15 protein-coding genes and 1 pseudogene are annotated in these 24777 nt (G+C 71.2%); 12 read left to right on the plus strand and 4 right to left on the minus strand.

Annotated features, from left to right (window positions below; genetic code table 11):
* The first annotated feature begins 112 nt into the window (after positions 1-112).
* The 9 genes from OHB00_RS36470 (at position 113) to OHB00_RS36510 (ending at position 14594) form a co-directional block, all read left to right on the plus strand.
* Positions 113-5572, plus strand: a complete 5460-nt coding sequence (locus OHB00_RS36470; RefSeq protein ID WP_406441245.1) for a HAMP domain-containing protein — start codon at positions 113-115, stop codon at positions 5570-5572.
* Positions 5573-5846: 274 nt separating this feature from the next.
* Positions 5847-6527 (plus strand): two-component system response regulator, encoded by a 681-nt coding sequence (locus OHB00_RS36475; RefSeq protein ID WP_406441247.1) that lies wholly within the window; start codon positions 5847-5849, stop codon positions 6525-6527.
* Between the two features lie 124 nt (positions 6528-6651).
* On the plus strand, positions 6652-9396 hold the full coding sequence (locus tag OHB00_RS36480; RefSeq protein WP_406441249.1) for a DNA translocase FtsK: 2745 nt from the start codon (positions 6652-6654) through the stop codon (positions 9394-9396).
* A gap of 277 nt (positions 9397-9673) precedes the next feature.
* The gene (locus OHB00_RS36485; protein WP_406441250.1) at positions 9674-10516 is read left to right on the plus strand and encodes a RodZ domain-containing protein; all 843 of its coding nucleotides are present in this window, start codon (positions 9674-9676) and stop codon (positions 10514-10516) included.
* Positions 10517-10608: 92 nt separating this feature from the next.
* Positions 10609-12081, plus strand: coding sequence for a 30S ribosomal protein S12 methylthiotransferase RimO (rimO, locus tag OHB00_RS36490; RefSeq protein WP_406441252.1), 1473 nt, complete (start codon positions 10609-10611; stop codon positions 12079-12081).
* Positions 12078-12893 (plus strand): CDP-diacylglycerol--glycerol-3-phosphate 3-phosphatidyltransferase, encoded by an 816-nt coding sequence (pgsA, locus tag OHB00_RS36495; protein ID WP_406441254.1) that lies wholly within the window; start codon positions 12078-12080, stop codon positions 12891-12893. Before rimO ends, pgsA begins: the two co-directional genes overlap by 4 nt.
* On the plus strand, positions 12890-13435 hold the full coding sequence (locus OHB00_RS36500) for a CinA family protein (RefSeq protein ID WP_406441255.1): 546 nt from the start codon (positions 12890-12892) through the stop codon (positions 13433-13435). Before pgsA ends, OHB00_RS36500 begins: the two co-directional genes overlap by 4 nt.
* Before the next feature lie 109 nt (positions 13436-13544).
* Positions 13545-13919, plus strand: a complete 375-nt coding sequence (locus tag OHB00_RS36505) for a helix-turn-helix transcriptional regulator (RefSeq protein WP_132894382.1) — start codon at positions 13545-13547, stop codon at positions 13917-13919.
* Positions 13920-14123: 204 nt separating this feature from the next.
* Positions 14124-14594, plus strand: coding sequence for a Dps family protein (locus OHB00_RS36510; RefSeq protein WP_406441256.1), 471 nt, complete (start codon positions 14124-14126; stop codon positions 14592-14594).
* A gap of 327 nt (positions 14595-14921) precedes the next feature.
* Here the strand turns inward: OHB00_RS36510 and OHB00_RS36515 are convergent, their stop codons facing one another.
* The 3 genes from OHB00_RS36515 to OHB00_RS36525 form a co-directional block, all read right to left on the minus strand.
* A complete protein-coding gene (locus OHB00_RS36515; protein ID WP_406441258.1) occupies positions 14922-15686 on the minus strand; it encodes an SDR family NAD(P)-dependent oxidoreductase in 765 nt (254 codons plus the stop codon).
* Between the two features lie 32 nt (positions 15687-15718).
* The gene (locus OHB00_RS36520) at positions 15719-16561 is read right to left on the minus strand and encodes an Fpg/Nei family DNA glycosylase (RefSeq protein ID WP_406441260.1); all 843 of its coding nucleotides are present in this window, start codon (positions 16559-16561) and stop codon (positions 15719-15721) included.
* Positions 16562-16668: 107 nt separating this feature from the next.
* Positions 16669-21624, minus strand: a complete 4956-nt coding sequence (locus OHB00_RS36525) for an ATP-dependent helicase (RefSeq protein WP_406441262.1) — start codon at positions 21622-21624, stop codon at positions 16669-16671.
* A gap of 256 nt (positions 21625-21880) precedes the next feature.
* On the opposite strand from OHB00_RS36525, the pseudogene OHB00_RS36530 reads away from it, so the two are divergent.
* Positions 21881-22199, plus strand: a pseudogene (locus tag OHB00_RS36530) (AzlD domain-containing protein).
* Between the two features lie 36 nt (positions 22200-22235).
* Here OHB00_RS36530 and OHB00_RS36535 read toward each other — a convergent pair.
* Positions 22236-23180 carry a hypothetical protein gene (locus tag OHB00_RS36535; RefSeq protein WP_406441264.1) on the minus strand — a complete coding sequence of 315 codons (945 nt, stop codon included), beginning with the start codon at positions 23178-23180 and terminating at the stop codon, positions 22236-22238.
* An 80-nt stretch (positions 23181-23260) separates the two neighbouring features.
* Here OHB00_RS36535 and OHB00_RS36540 point away from each other — a divergent pair, with 80 nt between their 5' ends.
* Positions 23261-23455 (plus strand): DUF3046 domain-containing protein, encoded by a 195-nt coding sequence (locus OHB00_RS36540; protein WP_355721338.1) that lies wholly within the window; start codon positions 23261-23263, stop codon positions 23453-23455.
* 60 nt (positions 23456-23515) lie between these two features.
* Positions 23516-24769, plus strand: a complete 1254-nt coding sequence (locus tag OHB00_RS36545; protein ID WP_406441267.1) for an AI-2E family transporter — start codon at positions 23516-23518, stop codon at positions 24767-24769.
* The last annotated feature ends 8 nt before the right edge of the window (positions 24770-24777 follow it).

Genomic DNA, 24777 nt, shown 5'->3' on the forward strand with positions numbered 1-24777 from the left:
TCTCGTCTGGCAGAAATACGCAGCAGTAACTGGTACGCCGAAGTAAGCGGTACGCCGAGTATGGCGGTGTGCGAGCACAGCAGTAACGGTCGACCCCTGCGGGAGGGACACAGTGGAGTCTGGCGCAGCGGCGCGGGGCACTAAGGCGCGCGCGAAGAGCGGACCGTCCCTGAGCAGGCAGCGGGGCGGTGACGGGACCACCGCGGTGGACACGGCTTCCCTGAACCGGTTGCTGACGGCGCTCGTGGCGATGCGGGACGGCAACTTCCGCAAGCGGCTCACGGTGTCCGGGGACGGCGTGGTGTCGGAGATCGCGGCGGTCTTCAACGAGGTCGCCGACCGAAATCTCCACCTCACGGGTGAGCTGTCGCGGGTGCGGCGCGTCGTCGGACGTGAGGGAAAGCTCACGGAGCGGCTGGAGACGGGCGCCTGCGAGGGCTCCTGGGCGGCCGCCATCGACAATTCCAACGCGCTCGTGGACGACCTGGTACGGCCGGTCTCCGAGGTGGGCCGGGTCCTCACGGCGGTGGCCGAGGGTGATCTGTCGCCGCGCATGGAGCTGCGGTCGCCGTCGGCGGACGGGGCCGCCGGGCATCCGCTGCGCGGCGAGTTCCTGAAGGTCGGCCGGACCGTCAACAACCTGGTCGACCAGTTGTCGACGTTCACCGACGAGGTCACGCGCGTGGCCAGTGAGGTGGGCACCGAGGGCAAGCTGGGCGGTCAGGCACGCGTGCGTGGCATGTCCGGTTCGTGGCGGGACCTCACGGACTCGGTGAACACGATGGCGTACCGGTTGACGGCACAGGTGCGGGACATCGCGCTGGTGACGACGGCGGTCGCCAAGGGCGACCTGTCGCGGAAGGTCACGGTTCAGGTCGCCGGCGAGATGCTGGAGCTGAAGGAAACCGTCAACACGATGGTGGACCAGCTGTCGGCGTTCTCCTCCGAGGTGACCCGGGTCGCCCGTGAGGTGGGCACGGACGGCATCCTGGGCGGTCAGGCGCACGTGCCCGGGGTCGCGGGCACGTGGAAGGAGCTCACCGACTCCGTCAACACCATGGCCGGCAACCTGACGGCCCAGGTGCGCGGGATCTCGGAGGTGACCACCGCGGTCGCCAACGGTGATCTGTCACGGAAGGTGACCGTTCCGGCGCGTGGTGAGGTCGCGCAGCTCGCCGAGACGATCAACCAGATGACCGAGACGCTGCGGATCTTCGCGGACGAGGTCACGCGCGTGGCCAACGAGGTCGGCGGCGAGGGGCGGCTCGGCGGCCAGGCGAACGTGCCGGGTGCGGCCGGTACCTGGAAGGACCTGACGGACTCGGTCAACACGGTCTTCCGGAACCTGACCACCCAGGTGCGCGACATCGCCGCGGTGACGACGGCGGTGGCCAACGGTGATCTGTCGCAGAAGGTCACCGTCGACGTGGCCGGCGAGATGCTGGAGCTGAAGAACACCGTCAACGGCATGGTCGACCAGCTGTCGTCGTTCGGTGCCGAGGTCACCCGGGTCGCGCGGGAGATCGGGGTCGAGGGTGAGCTGGGCGGCCAGGCGCAGGTGCCCGGGGCCGCCGGTACCTGGAAGGACCTGACCGACTCCGTCAACACCGCGTTCCGTAACCTCACCGGTCAGGTCCGCAACATCGCCCAGGTGACGACGGCGGTGGCCAACGGTGATCTGTCGCAGAAGGTCACGGTCGACGTCTCCGGCGAGATGCTGAAGCTGAAGAACACCGTGAACACGATGGTGGACCAGCTCTCCAGCTTCGCCGACCAGGTGACGCGGATGGCCAGGGACGTGGGCACCGAGGGCCGGCTGGGCGGCCAGGCGCGTGTGGACGGCGTGTCGGGCACCTGGAAGGAGCTGACGGACTCCGTCAACTTCATGGCCGGCAACCTGACCTCCCAGGTGCGGCAGATCGCCCAGGTGACGACGGCGGTGGCGCGGGGCGACCTGTCCCAGAAGATCGACGTCGACGCACGCGGCGAGATCCTCGAACTGAAGAACACGATCAACACGATGGTTGATCAACTGTCCGCCTTCGCCGACCAGGTCACCAAGGTGGCCCGTGAGGTGGGTACGGAAGGCCGGCTGGGCGGTCAGGCGCAGGTGCCCGGTGTGGCCGGGGTGTGGCGGGATCTGACGGACTCCGTGAACGGCATGGCCGGGAACCTGACGGCCCAGGTGCGCAACATCGCGCAGGTCGCCACGGCGGTGGCCCGCGGTGACCTCTCCCAGAAGATCACCGTGGACGCGCGCGGTGAGATCCAGGAGCTGAAGAACACCCTGAACACGATGGTCGACCAGCTGTCGTCGTTCGCCCAGGAGGTCACGCGCGTGGCGCGCGAGGTGGGCACCGAGGGCATCCTCGGCGGCCAGGCCGAGGTGCAGGGGGTCGCGGGCACCTGGAAGGACCTCACCCAGTCCGTGAACTTCATGGCGAACAACCTCACCATCCAGGTGCGCAACATCGCCGAGGTCACGACGGCGGTCGCCAAGGGTGATCTCTCGAAGAAGATCACTGTTGACGCGAAGGGCGAGATCCTTGAGCTCGTCACGACGGTCAACACCATGGTTGATCAACTGTCGAGTTTCGCCGAGCAGGTGACCCGGGTGGCCCGTGAGGTGGGTACCGAGGGCATCCTGGGCGGCCAGGCGCGGGTTCCGGGTGTCACGGGCATCTGGAAGGACCTCAGCAACAACGTGAACCAGATGGCCAACAACCTGACCATGCAGGTGCGGAACATCTCCCAGGTCTCGGCGGCGGTCGCCAACGGCGACCTGACCCGGCAGGTCACCATCGAGGCCAGCGGCGAGGTGGCGCAGCTCGCCGACACCATCAACACGATGGTGAAGACCCTGAGTTCGTTCGCGGACCAGGTCACCAAGGTGGCCCGTGAGGTGGGCACGGACGGCATCCTGGGCGGGCAGGCGCACGTACCGGGTGTCGCGGGTACGTGGAAGGACCTCACCGAGTCGGTGAACCAGATGGCGTCCAACCTGACCGGCCAGGTGCGCAACATCGCCATGGTCACCACGGCCATCGCCAAGGGTGACCTGACCAAGAAGATCGACATTGACGCCCGCGGGGAGATCCTCGAACTCAAGACGACGATCAACACGATGGTCGACCAGCTGTCCAGCTTCGCCGAGGAGGTCACCCGGGTGGCCCGTGAGGTGGGCACCGAGGGGCAGCTGGGCGGCCAGGCGCGCGTGCGTGACGTCGACGGCACCTGGCGGGACCTGACCGAGTCCGTGAACGAGATGGCCGGGAACCTGACGCGGCAGGTGCGGGCCATCGCGCGCGTGGCGACCGCGGTGACCCGCGGCGACCTGAACCTGAAGATCGATGTGGACGCGTCCGGCGAGATCCAGGAACTCCAGGACTACATCAACAAGATGATCGCCAATCTGCGTGACACCACGGTCGCCAACCAGGAGCAGGACTGGCTCAAGGGCAACCTGGCCCGTATCTCCGCGCTGATGCAGGGCCGCCGCGACCTGGCGGACGTGGCCTCATTGATCATGAGCGAGCTGACGCCGGTGGTGACCGCGCAGCACGGCGCGTTCTTCCTGGCGATGCCCCTGGTGGACGGCAAGGACACGAACGCCGAGAACGAGGACGCGTACGAACTTCGGATGCTCGGCTCGTACGGCTACTCGATGGGCTCCATGCCGACGTCGTTCCGGCCCGGTGAGGCACTGATCGGCACGGCCGCCCAGGAGAAGCGCACGATCCTGGTGGAGAAGGCGCCCACCGGGTACCTGAAGATCTCCTCCGGCCTCGGCGAGGCCCCGCCGGCGCAGGTGATCGTGCTTCCGGTGCTGTTCGAGGGCAAGGTGCTCGGGGTGATCGAGCTGGCCTCCTTCACGCCGTTCACGCAGATCCAGAAGGACTTCCTCAACCAGATCGCCGAGATGATCGCGACCAGCGTCAACACCATCTCCGTCAACACCAAGACCGAGGTGCTGCTGAAGCAGTCGCAGGAGCTGACGGAGCAGCTCCAGGAGCGGTCGGCCGAGTTGGAGAACCGGCAGAAGGCCCTCCAGGCGTCCAACGCCGAACTGGAGGAGAAGGCTGAGCTGCTGGCCCAGCAGAACCGGGACATCGAGGTGAAGAACACCGAGATCGAGGAGGCCCGGCAGGTCCTGGAGGAGCGCGCCGAGCAACTCGCCGTCTCCATGCGCTACAAGAGCGAGTTCCTCGCCAACATGTCGCACGAGCTGCGCACCCCGCTCAACTCGCTGCTGATCCTGGCCAAGCTGCTCGCCGACAACGCCGAGGGCAATCTCTCGCCGAAGCAGGTGGAGTTCGCCGAGACCATCCACGGCGCCGGATCCGACCTGCTCCAGCTGATCAACGACATCCTGGACCTGTCGAAGGTCGAGGCGGGCAAGATGGACGTCTCCCCGACGCGTATCGCGCTCGTGCAGCTGGTGGACTATGTGGAGGCCACCTTCCGGCCGTTGACCGCGGAGAAGGGCCTCGACCTGTCGGTGCGGGTCTCCCCGGAGCTGCCCGCGACCCTGCACACCGACGAGCAGCGGCTCCTTCAGGTGCTGCGCAACCTGCTGTCCAACGCGGTGAAGTTCACCGACTCCGGCTCGGTGGAGCTCGTCATCCGGCCGGCCGGCAGCGCTGTGCCGGTGGGGATCAGGGAGCAGCTCCTGGAGGCCGGTTCGCTCAGTGACCCGGACGCGCCGCTGATCGCGTTCTCGGTGACCGACACCGGCATCGGCATCGCGGCCAGCAAGATGCGGGTGATCTTCGAGGCGTTCAAGCAGGCCGACGGCACGACCAGCCGCAAGTACGGCGGTACGGGCCTCGGTCTTTCGATCTCGCGGGAGATCGCGCAGCTGCTCGGCGGTGAGATCCACGCGCAGAGCGAGCCGGGCCGCGGCTCCACGTTCACGCTCTACCTGCCGCTGCACCCCAGCGAGCTGCCGCCGCAGGGCTACCAGCAGTCCGTCCCCCAGCTGGAGGCCGGGGACCTGGTCGCCTCGCAGAACCACGCCTCGGAGTTGTCCGGCGTGGAGATCGAGACGCCGGCCGAGGTGAAGTCGTACCGGGAGACCCAGAACGGTGCCGCCGCGCTCTTCCGGCGCCGGCGCCGGGGGGCTCCGGTGGCCGAGGCGTGGCCGGTGCTGGCGGAGCAGGAGGTGATGTCCCCGCAGCCGCGCCGGGGCATGCGGTTCGGCGGTGAGAAGGTGCTGATCGTCGACGACGACATCCGCAACGTCTTCGCGCTCACCAGCGTTCTGGAGCAGCACGGCCTGTCGGTGCTGTACGCCGAGAACGGCCGGGAGGGCATCGAGGTCCTGGAACAGCACGACGACGTCGCGGTGGTCCTGATGGACATCATGATGCCGGAGATGGACGGCTACGCGACGACCAACGCGATCCGGCGGATGCCGCAGTTCGCGGGGCTGCCGATCATCGCGCTCACGGCGAAGGCGATGAAGGGCGACCGGGAGAAGGCCATCGAGTCGGGCGCCTCCGACTACGTCACCAAGCCGGTCGACCCCGATCACCTGCTGGCGGTGATGGAGCAGTGGATGCGCGCGGAGTGACCGGAACGGTCAGGTGTGGTGTGAACGTTGTGGGAACCTTCCGTGAGCGCCCGGAGTTGCTGACTCAGGGTGGCGGAACCCGTGTAGAAGTGCGGGATTGGGGGAACCTTCTGGTCTCCGGCTGCGTTTCTGCTACGTGCACAGTGACATCGCGGTGACAGGGTGTGGCGACAGGCGGGGTGCGGCTACCATGACCGGCACAAGGACGGGCGGCGAAAGGGAGTCGTCCCCTGGGGCGGCGCCCGGTGCACATCCGGGGCGAGGAGGGCGGGCCATGGTGCAGAAGGCCAAGATCCTCCTGGTCGATGACCGGCCGGAGAATCTGCTGGCGCTGGAGGCCATCCTCTCTGCGCTCGATCAGACACTGGTGCGGGCATCGTCCGGGGAGGAAGCGCTCAAGGCACTGCTCACGGACGACTTCGCGGTCATTCTGCTGGACGTCCAGATGCCGGGCATGGACGGATTCGAGACCGCGGCGCACATCAAGCGGCGGGAGCGGACCCGGGACATCCCGATCATCTTCCTCACGGCCATCAACCACGGCCCGCACCACACCTTCCGGGGCTACGCCGCGGGCGCGGTCGACTACATCTCCAAGCCCTTCGACCCGTGGGTGCTGCGCGCCAAGGTCTCGGTGTTCGTCGAGCTGTACATGAAGAACTGCCAGCTGCGCGAGCAGGCGGCGCTGCTGCGGCTGCAGTTGGAGGGCGGTGGCAAGGGCGCGGTCGCCGGCAAGGAGTCCGCGGGGCTGCTCGCCGAGCTCTCCGCGCGGCTCGCGGCCGTCGAGGAGCAGGCCGAGGCGCTGTCCAAGCAGCTGGACGACGAGTCCGCGGACGCGGCTGCGGTGGCTACCGCGGCCCACCTGGAGCGCAAACTCACCGGCCTGCGCCGGGCGCTCGACGCTCTCGAACCGGGCACGGGCGGCTCCACGCCATCGCTCCCGTCGCAGAACTGACCGCGACCGCGGAGACAGTTGCCCATGAGCGTGCGTCAGTTCCGCGCCCCGGAAAGGGCGACACGAACGGGTGAAGCCGTGGGCACACGTGTCCCCTGTGGCATCCCCCGGTAACCTCACACCCATGGCCTCACGTCCCTCGGCAGCCAAGAAGCAGCCCGCGAAGAAGGCCGCTGCCTCGAAGGCTCCGGCGAAGAAGGCCGCCGCGAAGAACGCCCCGGCCAAGAAGGCGCCCGCCAAGAGGACCGCGGCGAAGAAGTCCGCGCCGGCGCCCAAGCCGGCGCCCAGCCCCACCGGGGGCGTCTACCGCCTGGTGCGCGCCCTCTGGCTGGGCCTCGCGCACGCCGTCGGCGCCGTCTTCCGGGGCATAGGACAGGGAGCCAAGAACCTGGACCCCGCGCACCGCAAGGACGGCATCGCCCTCCTGCTGCTCGGCACCGCCCTGATCGTCGCCGCCGGCACCTGGGCCGACCTGCGCGGTCCCGTCGGCGACCTGGTCGAGATCCTGGTCACCGGTGCCTTCGGCCGCCTCGACCTGCTGGTGCCGATACTGCTCGCGATGATCGCCGTACGGTTCATGCGCCATCCCGAGCAGCCGGAGGCCAACGGCCGGATCGTGATCGGCCTGTCCGCTCTGGTCATCGGCGTGCTCGGCCAGGTCCACATCGCCTGCGGATCTCCCGCCCGCAGCGACGGCATGCAGGGCATAAGAGACGCCGGCGGCCTCATCGGCTGGGCGGCGGCGACCCCGCTGACGTACACCATGACGGAGGTCCTCGCCGTACCGCTGCTGGTGCTGCTGACGGTCTTCGGGCTGCTCGTCGTCACCGCGACCCCGGTGAACGCCGTCCCGCAGCGGCTGCGGGCGCTCGGCGTGCGCCTCGGGCTACTGCACGACCCCGCGCCCGACGAGTACCCGGAGTACAGCGAGGACGACGAGCGCTACGACGAGCAGTGGCGCGAGGCGCTGCCCGCGCGCCCCCGCCGGCGCTCCGGCGCGCCCCAGGACTTCGACCCCGGCAGCGCCGAGCAGGAGGCCCTGGCCAAGCGCCGGGGCCGCCCGCGGCGCTCCGCCGTGCCGCAGCCCGAGCTGGGCCGCCAGATGGACGCCGTGGACGTCGCGGCGGCCGCCGCGGCCGCGCTCGACGGCGCCGTCCTGCACGGCATGCCGCCCTCCCCGCTCGTCGCCGACCTCACCCAGGGCGTCAGCGTCGGCGACCGCGAGGACACCACGCCCACGCCCGTGCCGGCACCGAGCCCCAGCCCGGTCCCGGCCGCGCGGCCCAAGCAGGAGAAGCTCAAGGCCGAGCCGGTCGTCGCCGACCTGACCAAGCCGGCGCCCACGGCGCCCCGCGACCTGCCTCCGCGCGCCGAGCAGCTCCAGCTCTCCGGCGACATCACGTACTCGCTGCCGTCGCTCGACCTCCTCACCCGCGGCGGCCCCGGCAAGGCGCGCAGCGAGGCCAACGACCGGGTGGTCGCCTCGCTCACCACCGTCTTCTCGGAGTTCAAGGTCGACGCGGCCGTCACCGGCTTCACCCGCGGGCCGACGGTCACCCGCTACGAGGTCGAGCTCGGCCCCGCCGTGAAGGTGGAGCGGATCACCGCTCTCACCAAGAACATCGCGTACGCCGTCGCCAGCCCGGACGTGCGGATCATCAGCCCGATCCCCGGCAAGTCCGCGGTCGGCATCGAGATCCCCAACACCGACCGCGAGATGGTCAACCTCGGCGACGTGCTGCGGCTCGCCGAGTCCGCCGAGGACGACGACCCGATGCTGGTCGCGTTCGGCAAGGACGTCGAGGGCGGCTACGTCATGCACTCGCTGGCGAAGATGCCGCACATGCTCGTCGCCGGCGCCACCGGCTCCGGAAAGTCGTCCTGCATCAACTGCCTGATCACCTCGGTCATGATGCGGGCGACCCCCGAGGACGTACGGATGGTCCTTGTCGACCCCAAGCGCGTCGAGCTGACCGCCTACGAGGGCATCCCGCACCTCATCACGCCGATCATCACCAACCCGAAGCGGGCCGCCGAGGCGCTCCAGTGGGTCGTACGCGAGATGGACCTGCGCTACGACGACCTGGCCGCGTTCGGGTTCCGGCACATCGACGACTTCAACAAGGCGATCCGCGAGGGCAAGGTCAAGCTGCCCGAGGGCAGCGAGCGGGAGCTGCAGCCGTACCCGTACCTGCTGGTGATCGTCGACGAGCTCGCCGATCTGATGATGGTCGCCCCGCGCGACGTCGAGGACGCGATCGTGCGCATCACGCAGCTCGCGCGGGCGGCCGGCATCCACCTGGTGCTCGCCACCCAGCGTCCGTCGGTCGACGTGGTCACCGGTCTCATCAAGGCGAACGTGCCCTCCCGGCTCGCCTTCGCCACCTCCTCGCTCGCCGACAGCCGCGTCATCCTCGACCAGCCCGGCGCCGAGAAACTCATCGGCAAGGGCGACGGGCTCTTCCTGCCGATGGGGGCGAACAAGCCGACCCGTATGCAGGGCGCGTTCGTCACCGAGGAGGAGGTCGCGGCGATCGTCCAGCACTGCAAGGACCAGATGGCGCCCGTCTTCCGGGACGACGTCACCGTGGGCTCCAAGCAGAAGAAGGAGATCGACGAGGACATCGGCGACGACCTCGACCTGCTCTGCCAGGCGGCCGAGCTGGTCGTCTCCACCCAGTTCGGCTCCACGTCCATGCTCCAGCGCAAGCTGCGCGTCGGCTTCGCGAAGGCCGGCCGGCTCATGGACCTCATGGAGTCGCGCGGGGTGGTCGGACCCAGCGAGGGGTCCAAGGCACGTGACGTTCTGGTGAAACCCGATGAGCTGGACGGGGTGCTTGCTGTGATCCGTGGGGAGTCCGAGGGGTAGGTCTGTATCAGGGCCACGGACGCCTGTAGTCCGGGTGGAGTCATTGTCGTGATCCACCCGTTAGGGACCGTCGGGCAACCGTTTCCCTTGGACGTACGTCAAGTTGAGCGAGAGGAAAGGTGTGCACCCCATTCTGGGGCGCACACCTGACCCGTCATCGGGATGTCGGGCCATACCGATGGCGTACAAAGTCGTACCGCCCGGTTGCCTCACCCTTTCGCACCCCCCATAGACTGAACCTCCAGCACAGGTGGCTATACGCTCGAAAGGCGCCCCCGTGTCCATCGGCAGCAACTCCCCTGAAGACGAGCGTCCCTTCCCAGACGTGTCCGAGGAAAACCGCCCCTCCGTAGGCCGAGCCCTCAAGCAGGCCCGCATCGCCGCCGGGCTGACCGTCGACGAGGTCAGCGGGAGCACCCGGGTCCGTATCGCCATCGTGCACGCCATCGAGGCCGACGACTTCGCGCCCTGCGGCGGCGACGTCTACGCCCGCGGGCACATCCGGACCCTGGCCAAGGCCGTCGGCCTCGACCCCGAGCCGCTGCTCGCGCAGTTCGCGGCGGAGCACGGCGGTGGGCGGCCCGCGCCGACGCCCGCCGCGCCGCTGTTCGAGGCGGAACGTATCCGCCCCGAGCGGCGCGGGCCCAACTGGACGGCGGCGATGGTCGCCGCGATCGTCGTCGTGATCGGTTTCGTCGGCTTCACCGCCTTCAAGGGCGGCAACGGCGACGACGCCAAGCAGTCGGTCGCGGAGGGCCCGGCCCCGACGACCAGCAAGCCGGTCTCGCCGACCCCGAAGGAAAGCAAGCCCGACAAGACCCCCCAGCCCTCCGACAGCGCGATCGCCGCCGCGCCCCAGGACAAGGTCACCGTCCAGGTCAGTGCGGTGGGCGGACGCAGCTGGATCTCGGCCAAGGACCACAACGGCCGGATGCTCTTCGACGGGCTCCTGAAGAAGGGCGACTCCAAGACCTTCCAGGACAGCACCAAGATCAACCTGATCCTCGGCGACGCCGGCGCCATCCAGCTCTACGTCAACGGCAAGAAGATCGAGGACCAGTTCCAGCCCGGCGCGGTGGAGCGCCTGACGTACACCAAGGGCGACCCGGAAGTCGGATAATCGTTCGGATCAGGCACGCACACAAGGGGTTGGCCGTGATCGGCCAGCCCCTTCGACGTGGGCTGTCGGTGAGACAAAGTAGTCTTGAGCCCATGCCTGAACGCCGTACCGTCGCACTAGTCACTCTCGGCTGCGCCCGTAACGAGGTGGACTCGGAGGAGCTCGCAGGCCGTTTGGAGGCGGACGGCTGGCAGCTCGTCGAGGACGCGTCGGACGCCGACGTCGCCGTCGTCAACACCTGTGGATTCGTCGAGGCCGCCAAGAAGGACTCCGTCGACGCCCTCCTTGAGGCGAACGATCTCAAGGGCCACAGCAGAACCCAGGCCGTCGTGGCGGTGGGCTGCATGGCCGAGCGGTACGGCAAGGAGCTCGCCGAGGCGCTGCCCGAGGCGGACGGCGTGCTCGGCTTCGACGACTACGCCGACATCTCCGACCGGCTGCAGACCATCCTCAACGGCGGCATCCACGCCTCGCACACCCCGCGCGACCGGCGCAAGCTGCTGCCCATCAGCCCGGCACAGCGCCAGGACTCCGCCGCTGCGGTGGCGCTCCCGGGGCACGGCCCCACCGACCTCCCGGAGGGCGTGGCGCCCGCCTCTGGCCCGCGCGCACCCCTGCGCCGCCGCCTGGACGGCTCCCCGGTCGCCTCGGTCAAGCTCGCCTCCGGCTGCGACCGGCGCTGCTCCTTCTGCGCCATCCCGTCCTTCCGCGGCTCCTTCATCTCGCGCCGCCCGAGCGACGTGCTGAACGAGACCCGCTGGCTGGCCGAGCAGGGCGTCAAGGAGATCATGCTGGTCTCCGAGAACAACACCTCCTACGGCAAGGACCTCGGCGACATCCGCCTCCTGGAGTCCCTGCTGCCCGAGCTGGCCGAGGTCGACGGCATCGAGCGGGTGCGCGTCAGCTATCTCCAGCCCGCCGAGATGCGCCCCGGCCTGATCGACGTACTGACCACCACCCCGAAGGTCGTCCCGTACTTCGACCTGTCCTTCCAGCACTCCGCCCCGGGCGTGCTGCGCGCCATGCGCCGCTTCGGTGACACCGACCGCTTCCTGGAGCTGCTCGACACCATCCGGTCCAAGGCCCCGCAGGCCGGCGTCCGCTCCAACTTCATCGTCGGCTTCCCCGGCGAGTCCGAGTCCGACCTCGCCGAGCTGGAGCGCTTCCTGAACGGCGCACGGCTCGATGCCATCGGCGTCTTCGGGTACTCCGACGAGGAGGGCACCGAGGCGGCGACGTACGAGAACAAGCTCGCCGAGGAGGTCGTCGCCGACCGCCTGGCGCACATCTCCCGGCTCGCCGAGGAACTCGTCTCGCAGCGGGCCGAGGAGCGCCTCGGCGAGACCGTGCAGGTCCTCGTGGAGTCCGTGGACGACGAGGACGGCGTCTACGGCCGCGCGGCCCACCAGGCGCCCGAGACGGACGGACAGGTGCTGCTCACCAGCGGCGCGGAACTGCTCGTCGGCCGTATGGTCGAGGCGAAGGTGGTCGGTACGGAGGGTGTCGACCTGGTGGCCGAGCCGCTGCAGGGCTCGCCCGCATGGAGTGAGGAGGCCGGCAGATGACCGGAGTCCCGGCGTCCGCCGCGGGCGGCTCGTCCGGCGCGCCCGGCGCCCCGGGCTCCGCCGCCACCTCCGGTGCCGCCCCGGATTCCGGTTCTCACGGCTCGGGTTCTCACGGCTCGGGTTCCCAGGGCTCGGGTTCCCAGGGCTCGGGTTCCCAGGGCTCCGGTTCTCACGACGGCGAGCGGCCCGTGCGCGGCGGGAAGATCGCCGCTGCCGCCGTCAACCAGGCCAGCCTGTGGAACGTCGCCAATCTGCTGACCATGCTCCGGCTGGTCCTGGTCCCCGGCTTCGTCGCGCTGATGCTGGCCGACGGCGGATACGACCCGGCGTGGCGCTCGCTCGCGTGGGCGGCCTTCGCCATCGCCATGATCACCGACCTGTTCGACGGGCATCTGGCGCGCACCTACAACCTGGTCACGGACTTCGGGAAGATCGCCGACCCCATCGCCGACAAGGCGATCATGGGGGCGGCGCTGATCTGTCTGTCCGGGCTGGGCGATCTGCCCTGGTGGGTGACGATCGTGATCCTCGCCCGGGAACTCGGCATCACCCTGATGCGTTTCGTGGTCATCCGCTACGGCGTGATCCCGGCCAGCCGCGGCGGCAAGCTCAAGACCCTCACCCAGGGCATCGCCGTGGGGATGTACGTGCTGGCACTGACGGGGTGGCTGGCGACCCTCAGGTTCTGGGTGATGGCCGCGGCCGTCGTCCTGACCGTGGTCAGCGGCCTCGACTACGTGAGACAAGCCATTGTGCTGCGGCGGCAGGGAATCGCCGAGCGCGCGGCGGTGTCGGAGGAGACGGAAGCGTGAATTCCACGGCCGCCGAACTGGTGCGACTACTGACAGTGAGAGGGTGGACCCTCGCTGTCGCCGAGTCGCTGACCGGCGGCCTGGTCGCGGCGGAGATCACCGCGGTCCCGGGGGCTTCCAAGGTGTTCCGGGGCTCCGTCACCGCCTACGCCACCGAGCTGAAGCACGAGCTGCTGGGCGTCGACGCCACCCTGCTGGCCCAGCGCGGAGCGGTGGATCCGCAGGTCGCGGCCCAGATGGCCGCCGGAGTACGCAAGGCGCTGGGCGCCGACTGGGGCCTCGCGACCACCGGTGTCGCCGGCCCGGAACCGCAGGACGGCCGGCCGGTCGGCACGGTTTTCGTGGCCGTGGACGGGCCGTTCGGCCCTGGTTCCGGTTCTGCCGCTGGCGGAAAAGTAGAGGCCCTGCGGTTGAACGGCGACCGCGCGGAAATTCGTAGAGAGAGTGTACGGAGCGTACTCGCACTGCTTCTGAGGGAGCTTGCGGGCGAACAGACCGGGAATGAGCGGACACAGGATACGGAACAGAACGGGGGGTTTTGATGTTTGCAGCCCTGAGTGAACACGACATCGCTCCCCGCACGGCCGCGGCGCAAGGCGGTACGGTGGGGCGTGAAGGATGCGGCTACGCGGTCCGAGGAGGGAGCCACCGATGATTCTGCTCCGTCGCCTGCTTGGTGACGTGCTGCGTCGGCAGCGCCAGCGCCAGGGCCGTACTCTGCGCGAAGTCTCCTCGTCCGCCCGAGTCTCACTCGGCTATCTCTCCGAGGTGGAGCGGGGGCAGAAGGAGGCTTCCTCCGAGCTGCTCTCCGCCATCTGCGACGCGCTGGACGTACGGATGTCCGAGCTCATGCGAGAAGTGAGCGACGAGCTCGCCCTCGCCGAGCTGGCCCAGTCCGCCCAGGCAACCGAGTCCGTGCCCACGCCGGTACGCCCGATGCTGGGTACCGTCTCGGTGACCGGTGTGCCACCGGAACGGGTGACCATCAAGGCGCCCGCCGAGGCGGTGGACGTGGTCGCCGCGTGACGCCTGCGCGGACGTAGACCGACCGGCGCCGACCTGGCGTCGAAGAAGTGTGCGAGGCCCTGGCCGGGCCTTCCCGGGAAGACCTGGAGAGGTGCGGCCGGGGCTTTCGTGCGTCTGTGGACGGTGTGCGCCCATTTGCCGGTGTCCGGGGGGCCGGTCATGGTGGGAGGGACGTGACAGGGGGCGAACGACCGGAGAGAACACATGTACGTCGTGAAGAGCCCGCTGTCCGACGCGGACCTGAAGACCGTGGCCGAGGCGCTGCAGGGCGCCCTCGTCGACCTGGTGGACCTGGCACTGGCCGCCAAGCAGATCCACTGGAACGTGGTCGGGCCCCGCTTCCGGACCGTCCACCTCCAGCTCGACGAGGTCGTGGACACGGCCCGGGTGCACTCCGACACGGTCGCGGAGCGGGCGTCGGCGCTGGGCGTCTCACCGGACGGGCGCGCGGCCACCGTGGCCGCCGGCAGCGGCATCGGGCCGGTACCCGGCGGCTGGGTCAAGGACTCGGACGCGGTGGCGGCCCTGGTGGACGCGCTCGGCGCGGTGATCACCCGGATGCGGGAGCGGGTGCGGGCGACCGCGGAGGCGGACCCGGTCTCCCAGGACATCTTTATCGGGATCACGGCGGACCTGGAGAAACACCACTGGATGTTCCAGGCCGAGAACGCGTGACAGAGGCCGATGCCGGTCCACGGCCGTTGCATCGATGAGCCCTCGGTGCGCCTCCCCGGTGGGCCGGGCGGCGTTCTAGCGTCCGGCTGGAGGTGACGGCCATGGTGGGGCGGATAGTGCGCTGGGGGGTTGCGCTGGGACTGGCGGCGGTGTGGTGGTGGGCCGTGCTGCGGATCGTGTGCACCGGCGGTGCCGGGGCGCTGGAGGGGACCGTGGCCGCCGGCGGCTGGGGGCTGAGTCTGCTGCCGGTGAACTGCGTGCCGAGGTCCCGGGCGGCGGGAGCCCTGGGTCCGGCGCGGTGGCGGACGGCCTGGCGGACGCAGGGCGCTACCAGGGCATCGCCACCCCTCCGTTCGGGCGCAGGATCTGGCCCGTCGTGAACGAGGAGGCATCGGACGCCAGATAGAGCACGGCGTGCGCGACGTCCTCGGCCTCGCCGACCCGGCCCAGCGGCGACAACCGGGCCATCCGGGCCTCCGTCCGCTGCTGCTCCGCGCTGTCGTCGCGGTCGGTCATGGGGGTGCGGGTCCAGCCCGGGGCGACCGCGTTGACGCGGATGCCCTGCCGGCCGACCTCGCCCGCAAGCGTCTTCGTCAGCTGGACCACGGCCGCCTTGGCCGCGCCGTAGCAGAGCAGGCCGGGGCCGCCGGTGTCGATCGCGCCGGAGGCCATGGTGATGATGCTGCCCCCGCTCCGCCCGGCCACCATCAGCCGCGCCGCCTCCTGGCAGGCGTACAGCACCCCCTTGAAGTTGACGCCCAGCACCCGGTCGAGGTCCTCGTCCATGGTCTCCAGGACCGGGCTGCGGTGCATGATCCCGGCGATCGCCGCCATGACGTGCAGCCGCTCGCAGGACCGCACCGCCTGCCCGAGCCGCGCCCGGTCGGTGACGTCGAGGGTGTGGATGCGGGCGGTGCCGCCCCGGCCCTTGATCAGCGTCGCCGTCTCGTGCAGGCCGTCCGCGTCCCGGTCGGCGCAGTGCACGGTCGCGCCCGCCTCCGCGAGCAGCACGGCCGACGCCCGGCCGATACCGCCGGCGGCGCCGGTGACGAATGCGGTCCGTCCGCTGAGGTCGTACGCCGTGAGGGGCATGAGGGGACGGTACGAGCGTTCCTGACGGGTCGTCAATTAGTCGTACGTGGGCGGGTTCCCCGGGTGCGTCTGGAACCCGGGGCGGGGGCTGGGCCGGTCTGGCAGGTGGGGCACCAGTAGGTGGGGCGCTCGCGGGAGCCGTCGCCCTGGTCGGCGAGCCGGATCGGGGTGTGGCACCGCAGGCAGGGGCGGGGTGCGCGGCCGTAGACGAACAGGTCGTGGCCGCGCAGGCCGGTGGTCCGGCGCACCGGGCGGTCGCGGTTGGCCTCCAGGAGGCGCTGGGCGAGGCCGGGGAGGATCGCGGCGCGGTCGGCGGGGAGCGCGCCGACCGGGAGCCAGGGGGTCGCGCCGATCAGGAAGCAGAGTTCGCTCTTGTAGATGTTGCCGATCCCGGCGAGGTTGCGCTGGTCGAGCAGGGCCTCGCCGAGAGGGCGGGCCGGGTCTGCGAGGACGTTGGCGAGGGCGCGGTCGGGGTTCCAGTCGGGGCCCAGCAGGTCGGGGCCGAGGTGACCCACGGCGCGCTCCTCCTCGCCGGTGCGCAGGAACTCCAGGACCTGGAGGCGGTACCCGACGGCCGTGCGGTCGGCGGTGGAGAGGATCGCCCGGATCTGGTGCGCGGGACCGCCCCGCCAGCGCTCACCGGTGCCGTAGACCTTCCACGCGCCCTCCATCCGCAGGTGTGTGTGCAGGGTCAGGTCGCCCTCGAAGCGGGTGAGCAGGTGCTTGCCGCGCGCGGTGGTGCCGAGGACCGTACGGCCGGAGAGATCGACCGTGGCGTACTTGGGCACCCGGAAGTCGCTGCGGGTCAGCGTCTGGCCGGCGAGTGCGTCGTGCAGGCGCCTCGCGGCCTGCCAGACCGTGTCACCTTCGGGCATGGCTCAAGGGTGGCACGGGGGAGGCGAGGCGGGCCGGGGAGGGCGCGTGGGGGCGCGGCGGGCGTGTGGTGGGTGCGGGTGGGCGGGTGTGCGGTACTCATGGCGGTTCACGCCCGGATCCGCAGGCCGCGCGGGGTCGCGATGAAACCCGCTCCCTCCAGGAGGGTGCCCAGCGGAGAGGTCAGGGCCGAGGCGCCGTTGACGCGCTCCACGGTGACCGTGCCGAGGGTGCCCGCGCGGGCGGCGGCCGCGAGGGCCTCCGCCGCCGTACGGAGCCGGGTGTCGTCGGTGGCGGCGGTGTCCGGGGCGGAGGGCCAGGCCAGCAGGGTCTTGCCGCCGCGCTCCATGTAGAGGGTCAGCTCGCCGTCGACCAGGACCACCAGCGAGCCCGCCTTCCGGCCCGGCTTGTGCCCGGCGCCGGTCGGGGGCTCGGGCCAGGGGAGGGCGGCGCCGTAGGCGTTGGCCGGGTCGGCGGCGGCGAGGACCACGGCTCTGGGGTCGGGGGCGGTGGCAGTGCGGCCGCGGTGGTTGCCATAGGCGTACGGGTTCGCGGGGCTGCCGCCCCGGGGGCCGCCGTAGCCGGGGGCGGCGAAGGGGTCGGTGGGGGCGAGGTCCTTGGGGGAGACGTAGTCGCCGGGAGCGGCCGGCGACTCGGGCGGCCAGGTGAAGCCGTCGTCCAGGTCGGGGAAGCCGGCCGCGTCGAAAGGGCCGAGGGGGTCGAGCGGGTCGGCCGGGGCGGCGGCGCTGTGGCCGCCGTTCGGGCCGGTGAACGCGGCGGCGGCGCCGGTGCCGCCGAAGCCGGTGCCCGGCAGGCCCTCGCCCCGCTCGCGGGCGTTGGACACCGCGCGCAACCGGTCCACCGCGCCGTCCATCGCGAACTGGGCCGCGCCCAGGCCCTCGACGACATAACCCCGGCGCGCCTGACCGCTCTCCTCGAACGCCGACAGGATTCGGTACACCGCCGAGAAGCCGCCCTCCACGCCCTCCGCCGCGACCGCGCCCCGGGTCACCACACCATGCCGGTCGAGGAGGGTTCGGGCCAGCGCGTGGGCGCGCACGGTGGTGTCCGGCTCGCGCTGCGGAAGCAGGGACCAGCGCCCGGCCACGGTCGGCGGGCCGGTACGGGAGGCGGGGCGGGCGGCGGCCGACAGGGAGCCGTAACGGCCGCGCGGGACGGCGCGCTTGGCGCGGTGGGCGGTGGAACCCGCGGTACGGCCCGAGCCCAGCAGGGAGCGCATCGGGGCCAGCGTGTCGTTGGTGAGCCGCCCGGACCAGGCCAGGTCCCAGACGGCGTCGGCCAGCTGGGGATCGGTGGCGTCGGGATGGGTGGTCGCGCGGACCTGGTCGGCGATCTGACGGAAGAACAGGCCGTAACCCCCGGAGAGGGCGTCGAGAACCGACTGGTGGAGGGCGGTGAGCTCCAGCGGGTGCGGCGGCGGGAGGAGCACCGGGGCCGCGTCCGCCAGATACAGGGAGACCCAGCCGTCCTTGCCGGGCAGGGCGCCCGCGCCGGCCCACAGGATCTCGCCCGCCGCGGTGAGTTCGTCGAGCATCGCGGGCGAGTAGTTCGCCACACGGGACGGCAGCACCAGCTTCTCCAGGGCCGAGGCCGGCACGGACGAGCCCTGCAACTGCTCGACGGCGCGCACCAGTCCGTCGACACCGCGCAGCCCGTGCCCCCTGCCGATGTGCTGCCACTGCGGCAGGAACTGGGCGAGCGCGGCCGGTGCCACCGGCTCCAGCTCGTGCCGCAGCGCGGCCAGGGAACGGCGGCGCAGCCTGCGCAGCACCGCCGCGTCGCACCACTCCTGGCCGATGCCCGCCGGATGGAACTCGCCCTGTACCACCCGCCCGCTCGCGGCGAGCCGCTGCAGCGCACCCTCCGTGACCGCCACCCCGAGCCCGAAGCGGGCGGCCGCGGTGGTCGACGTGAACGGGCCATGGGTGCGCGCGTACCGTGCGAGGAGGTCGCCGAGCGGATCCTTCACCGGCTCCATGAAAGCCTCGGGGACGCCGACCGGCAGGGCCGTGCCGAGGGCGTCGCGCAGCCGGCCCGCGTCCTCGATCGCCGCCCAGTGGTCGGCACCGCCGATCCGCACCTTGATCGCCCGGCGTGCCCCGGCCAGCTCCGCGGCCCACTGCGGCTCGGCACCCCGCTCCACCAACTCGGCGTCCGTGAGCGGCCCGAGCAGCCGCAGCACGTCGGCCACGCCCTCGGGGTCCTTGATCCGGCGGTCCTCGGCCAGCCACTGGAGCTCGCGCTCCAGCTCGGTCAGCACCTCCGCGTCGAGCAGTTCACGCAGCTCCGCCTGGCCCAGCAGCTCGGCCAGCAGCCGGGAGTCCAGGGAGAGAGCGGCCGCGCGGCGCTCGGCGAGCGGCGAGTCGCCCTCGTACAGGAACTGGGCGACATAGCCGAACAGGAGGGAGCGGGCGAACGGGGACGGCTCCGGGGTGGTGACCTCGACCAGCCGGACCTTACGGGATTCGAGGTCGCTCATCAGCTCGACGAGTCCGGGGACGTCGAAGACGTCCTGGAGGCACTCGCGGACCGCCTCCAGGACGATCGGGAACGAGCCGAACTCGCTCGCCACCTGGAGCAGTTGGGCGGCGCGCTGGCGCTGCTGCCACAGCGGGGTGCGCTTGCCGGGGTTGCGGCGCGGCAGCAGGAGCGCGCGGGCGGCGCATTCGCGGAAACGGGAGGCGAACAGGGCCGAGCCGCCGACCTGGTCGGTGACGATCTGGTCGACCTCGCCCTTGTCGAAGGCGACGTCCGCGGCGCCGACGGGCGCCTGATCGGCGTCGTACTCCGTGCCGGCCTTCATGGGCGCCTGGTCCAGCAGGTCGAGGCCCATCAGATCGGCGTCGGGCAGCCGCAGCACGATGCCGTCGTCGGCGTGCATGACCTGGGCGTCCATGCCGTACCGCTCGGAGAGCCGGGCACCGAGGGCGAGCGCCCACGGGGCGTGGACCTGGGCGCCGAAGGGGGAGTGGACGACGACCCGCCAGTCGCCCAGCTCGTCGCGGAAGCGCTCCACGACGATCGTCCGGTCGTCCGGGACGTGGCCGCAGGCCTCGCGCTGTTCCTCCAGGTACGACAGCACGTTGTCCACCGCCCAGGCGTCCAGGCCGGCCGCGAGGAGGCGCAGCCGGGCGTCGTCCTTGGGAAGCGAGCCGACCTCGCGCAGGAACGCGCCGACCGCGCGGCCCAGTTCGAGCGGGCGGCCCAGCTGGTCGCCCTTCCAGAAGGGCAGGCGGCCCGGGACGCCCGGGGCGGGGGAGACGAGCACGCGGTCGCGGGTGATGTCCTCGATGCGCCAGGAGCTGGTGCCCAGGGTGAAGACATCGCCCACCCGGGACTCGTACACCATCTCCTCGTCCAGCTCGCCGACCCGGCCGCCGCCCTTCTTGGGGTCGGCGCCGGCCAGGAAGACGCCGAAGAGACCGCGGTCGGGGATGGTGCCGCCGGAGGTGACGGCGAGCCGCTGGGCGCCGGGGCGGCCGGTGACCGTCCCCGCGACCCGGTCCCAGACCACGCGCGGGCGCAGTTCCGCGAACGCGTCCGAGGGGTAGCGGCCGGCGAGCATGTCGAGGACCGCGGTGAACGCCGACTCCGGGAGCGAGGCGAAGGGCGCCGCGCGGCGGACGGTGGCGAGCAGGTCGTCGACCTGCCAGGTGTCCAGTGACGTCATCGCGACCAGCTGCTGCGCCAGCACGTCGAGGGGATTGGCCGGGACCTTCAGGGACTCGATGGAACCGGTGCGCATCCGCTCGGTGACCACGGCAGCCTGCACCAGGTCGCCCCGGTACTTGGGGAAGACCACGCCGGTGGAGACCGCGCCGACCTGGTGCCCCGCGCGGCCGACGCGCTGCAGACCGGAGGCCACCGACGGCGGGGACTCGACCTGGACGACCAGGTCCACCGCGCCCATGTCGATGCCCAGTTCGAGACTGGAGGTGGCCACCACGGCGGGCAGCCGGCCGGCCTTCAGGTCCTCCTCGACCAGGGCGCGCTGCTCCTTGGAGACCGAGCCGTGGTGCGCGCGGGCGAGGACCGGCGGGGCGCCCTGGGCCGCGCCCGAGCCGCCCATCAGCTCGGCCGGGGAGTGGTGCTCGTCCAGCGGCTCGCCGGTCGCGCGCTCGTAGGCGATCTCGTTGAGCCGGTTGCACAGCCGCTCCGCCAGGCGGCGCGAGTTCGCGAACACGATCGTCGAGCGGTGCGCCTGCACCAGGTCGGCGATCCGCTCCTCCACATGCGGCCAGATCGACGGCTTCTCCGCGCCCTCGTTGCCGTCGGTGGCAGGGGAGCCGCCCAGCTCTCCCATGTCCTCCACCGGGACGACGACGGACAGGTCGAACTCCTTGCCGGACTTCGGCTGGACGATCTCCACCTTGCGGCGGGGCGAGAGGTAGCGGGCCACCTCGTCGACCGGGCGGACGGTCGCCGACAGGCCGATGCGGCGGGCCGGCTTCGGCAGCAGCTCGTCCAGCCGCTCCAGGGAGAGGGCGAGGTGCGCGCCGCGCTTGGTGCCTGCGACCGCGTGCACCTCGTCCAGGATCACCGTGTCGATGCCGGTCAGCGCGTCGCGCGTGGCCGACGTCAGCATCAGGAACAGGGACTCCGGAGTGGTGATCAGGATGTCCGGCGGGCGGGTGGACAGGGCGCGGCGCTCGGCGGCCGGGGTGTCACCGGAGCGGATGCCGACCTTGACCTCGGGCTCGGGCAGACCCAGACGCACGGACTCCTGGCGGATGCCGGTCAGCGGGCTGCGCAGGTTCCGCTCGACGTCTACCGCGAGGGCCTTCAGCGGCGACACGTACAGCACCCTGCAGCGCTTCTTCGGGTCGGCCGGGGGTGGGGTGGAGGCCAGCTGGTCCAGGGCGGCGAGGAAGGCGGCCAGGGTCTTGCCGGAGCCGGTCGGGGCGACCACCAGCACGTCCGAACCCGCGCCGATGGCCTGCCACGCGCCGGCCTGGGCCGCCGTGGGCGCGGAAAACGCCCCCGTGAACCAGCCGCGGGTCGCGGGGGAGAAGCCGTCGAGGGCCCGATGCGCGGATTTCGCCATGCGTCCATCCTGCACCCGGCCACTGACAACTGGTCTGACCTGCGGAGATGTGGGGGCCGAGAGGTCTCGGCTCCGCCTTCGGCCGTCGTTTCCCGCCCGCACCACCCGTGACAGTTTCGTTGTCGGGTGCGGGTGGTCCCTGCGGGGCGGACTCGCCGTCGGCGGCTGCCGGAAGGGGCGGCGGGGATCAGCGGCTTGAGGAGAGCGGGACTGGAGTGTTGGCTCCGCCTGCCGCCTGCCGCCTGCCGCCTGCCGCCTGCCGCCTGCCGCCTGCCGCCTTGCGGCGATCGGCGCGACCGCCCTCGGCTGCTATGCCGTCAAGCTCGCCGGGCTGCTGGTGCCCGCCGGTGTGCTAAAGCGGCCCGTGGTGCGACGGCTGGCCGCCCTGCTGCCCGTGGCGCTGCTCGCGGCCCTCACGGCCCAGCAGACGTTCGCCGACTTGCACGCGCTCGTGCTGGACGCCCGGGCCGCGGGGCTCGGGGCGGCCGCGGTGGCGCTGGTGCTGCGCGCGCCCTTTCCTGGTCGTCGGGGTCACCGTGCTGGTCACGGCGGGGCTGCGCGCCGTCACCGGCTGAGACCTCCGTCACTCGGCTTGCGGCACCCCGCTTCCGTCACCCCACGAAGCGGCCGTACTCCCTGAGCGTGTGCAGGGCCTCGATCGTGACCATGGGGCGGGCCTCCAGGGCGGCGGCCGGCGCCCACCGGTGCCAGCGGATCGGCCAGCCGCCGTCCGCCTCCTGCTCGGCGGCGAGGAAGTCGAGCGAGCGGGTGATCTCCTCGTCGGTGAACCACGCGCGCGCGAGCGAGTCCGGAGACTTCGCGAAGTCGTGCGGGAAGTGGTGCTCGCGGGGGGCGTAGCCGGGCGCCACCGGGTACGCGTCGAGGCGCTCCGGGTCCAGCGCGGCCAGCCGCTGCTCGCGCACCAGGCGGCCCAGCCGGTCGGCGACCGCCTCCGCGCGCGAGCGGTCCGGCACCGTGTCCAGGAAAGCGACCGCGGCCTCGATCTCGTAGGGGTGCGACTTCTCCAGACGGTCGATCTCCTGCCAGCAGAAGTCGGTGGCCCGGAACAGCCACGCGTGCCAGACCTCGTTGCGGTGCAGCAGGCCCACCACCGGACCGGTGGCGAGGAGCTCGCTGGGAGGGTTGTCGACGATCGGGACGAATGGTGCCGCCGGATAGCCGCGCTGGCTCGGATGGACCGCCGGCAGCGCCCCGTCCGCCGTGGAGACGGCCGTCAGATAGCGGCACACACGCTCCACCCGCTGTCCGCCGCACCGCTCGATGGCGTCCAGGATGCGCAGCGCGCGTCCGGTGTGCAGCGGCTGGCTCACCGGGCCGCGCAGGTCGGGCTCCAGCGCGTGTCCGTAGCCGCCGTCCTCGTTGCGGTAGGCGTCCAGCGCCCGCTCCACGGGGTCGGGGCCGCCGTTCAGGAAGTGGTACGAGAAGAGACGCTGTTCCAGCACGCGCGCGGTGAGCCACATGAACTGCTCGGCGCGCAAGCGCGGGGAGTGCGCCGGGGGCGTATGGGGGAGTGGGGAAGCTCCGGTTTCGGCCATGCGAAAGACCGTAGGGCGGAAAGCGGTCTCGGCAAGCGCTCCCGGGCAGGGCCCACTCTCAGGGGCGGGATACTGGTGTCATGCGGTTGACGGTCTTCTGGCAGCGGATGGCGGAACACTTCGGTTCCGGCTACGCCGACACCTTCGCGCGCGATCATGTGATGACGGAGCTCGGCGGGCTGACGGTGCACGAGGCGCTGGACTCCGGCTGGGAGGCGAAGGACGTGTGGCGCGTGGTCTGCACGGTCATGAACGTTCCGGGGGAGAGGCGCTGACCGTGCACGAAGATCGGACACGGGCCACACGTTGTCAGTGGCATGCGCGAGACTTGCACCGTGGCAGCCACTGACGAGGGCGGGAGGACCGCCCAGGACGCATCCCCGGTCGACCCGACGCCGCGCGCCGGATCGCCGGCCGTCGGCGCCGCGGTACCGGGCGCCCGCATGCCGCGCTGGCTGCCGCGTGCCATGGTGCTGGCGCTCGCCCTCGTCGCCGCCTTCCAGCTGGGCAGCTGGGCCTTCCACCAGCTCACCGGCCTGCTGATCAACATCCTCATCGCGTTCTTCCTGGCGCTGGCCATCGAGCCCGCGGTGAGCTGGATGGCCTCCCGCGGCATGCGCCGCGGCTTCGCGACCTTCCTGGTCTTCCTCGGCCTGGCGATCGCCGTCGCGGGCTTCGTCACCCTGCTCGGCTCGATGCTCGCCGGACAGATCAACAAGATCGTCGAAGACTTCCCGGACTACCTGGACTCGGTCATCAACTGGGTCAACGAGACCTTCCACACCCACGTGAGACGGGTCGACGTCCAGGAGGGCCTGCTGCACTCCGACTGGCTGCGCAAGTACGCGCAGAACAGCGCGGCCGGCGTGCTCGACGTCTCCGGGCAGGTGCTCGGCGGCCTGTTCCAGCTGCTGACCATCACCCTGTTCGCCTTCTACTTCGCCGCCGACGGCCCCCGGCTGCGCCGCACCCTGTGCTCCGTGCTGCCGCCCGCCCGTCAGGCCGAGGTGCTGCGCGCCTGGGAGATCGCCGTCGACAAGACCGGCGGCTATCTGTACTCGCGCGGTGTGATGGCGCTGATCTCCGGCATCGCCCACTACATCCTGCTGGAGGCCCTGGGCGTGCCGTACGCGCCCGTGCTGGGCGTCTGGGTGGGGCTGGTCTCGCAGTTCATCCCCACCATCGGCACCTATCTCGCGGGTGCGCTGCCGATGCTGATCGCGTTCACCGTCAACCCCCTGTACGCGGTGTGGGTGCTGGTGTTCGTCGTGATCTACCAGCAGTTCGAGAACTACGTGCTCCAGCCCAAACTGACCTCCAAGTCGGTCGACATCCACCCGGCGGTCGCCTTCGGCTCGGTCATCGCGGGCACCGCGCTCCTCGGCGCGGTCGGCGCCCTGATCGCCATCCCGGCGGTCGCCACGCTCCAGGCGTTCCTGAGCGCCTACGTGAAGCGCTACGACGTCACGGACGACCCCCGGGTGCACGGCCACCGCCGGCGTGGCACAGGCGGCTCCGGGCTGCTCACGCGCGCGCGGCGGCTGATATGGCAGCGGCCGGCCGAGGAATCCGGAAACGGTCCGTCCTGACGGCCGCC

The sequence above is a fragment of the Streptomyces sp. NBC_00631 genome (genome assembly GCF_045206895.1).
Lineage (GTDB): Bacteria > Actinomycetota > Actinomycetes > Streptomycetales > Streptomycetaceae > Streptomyces.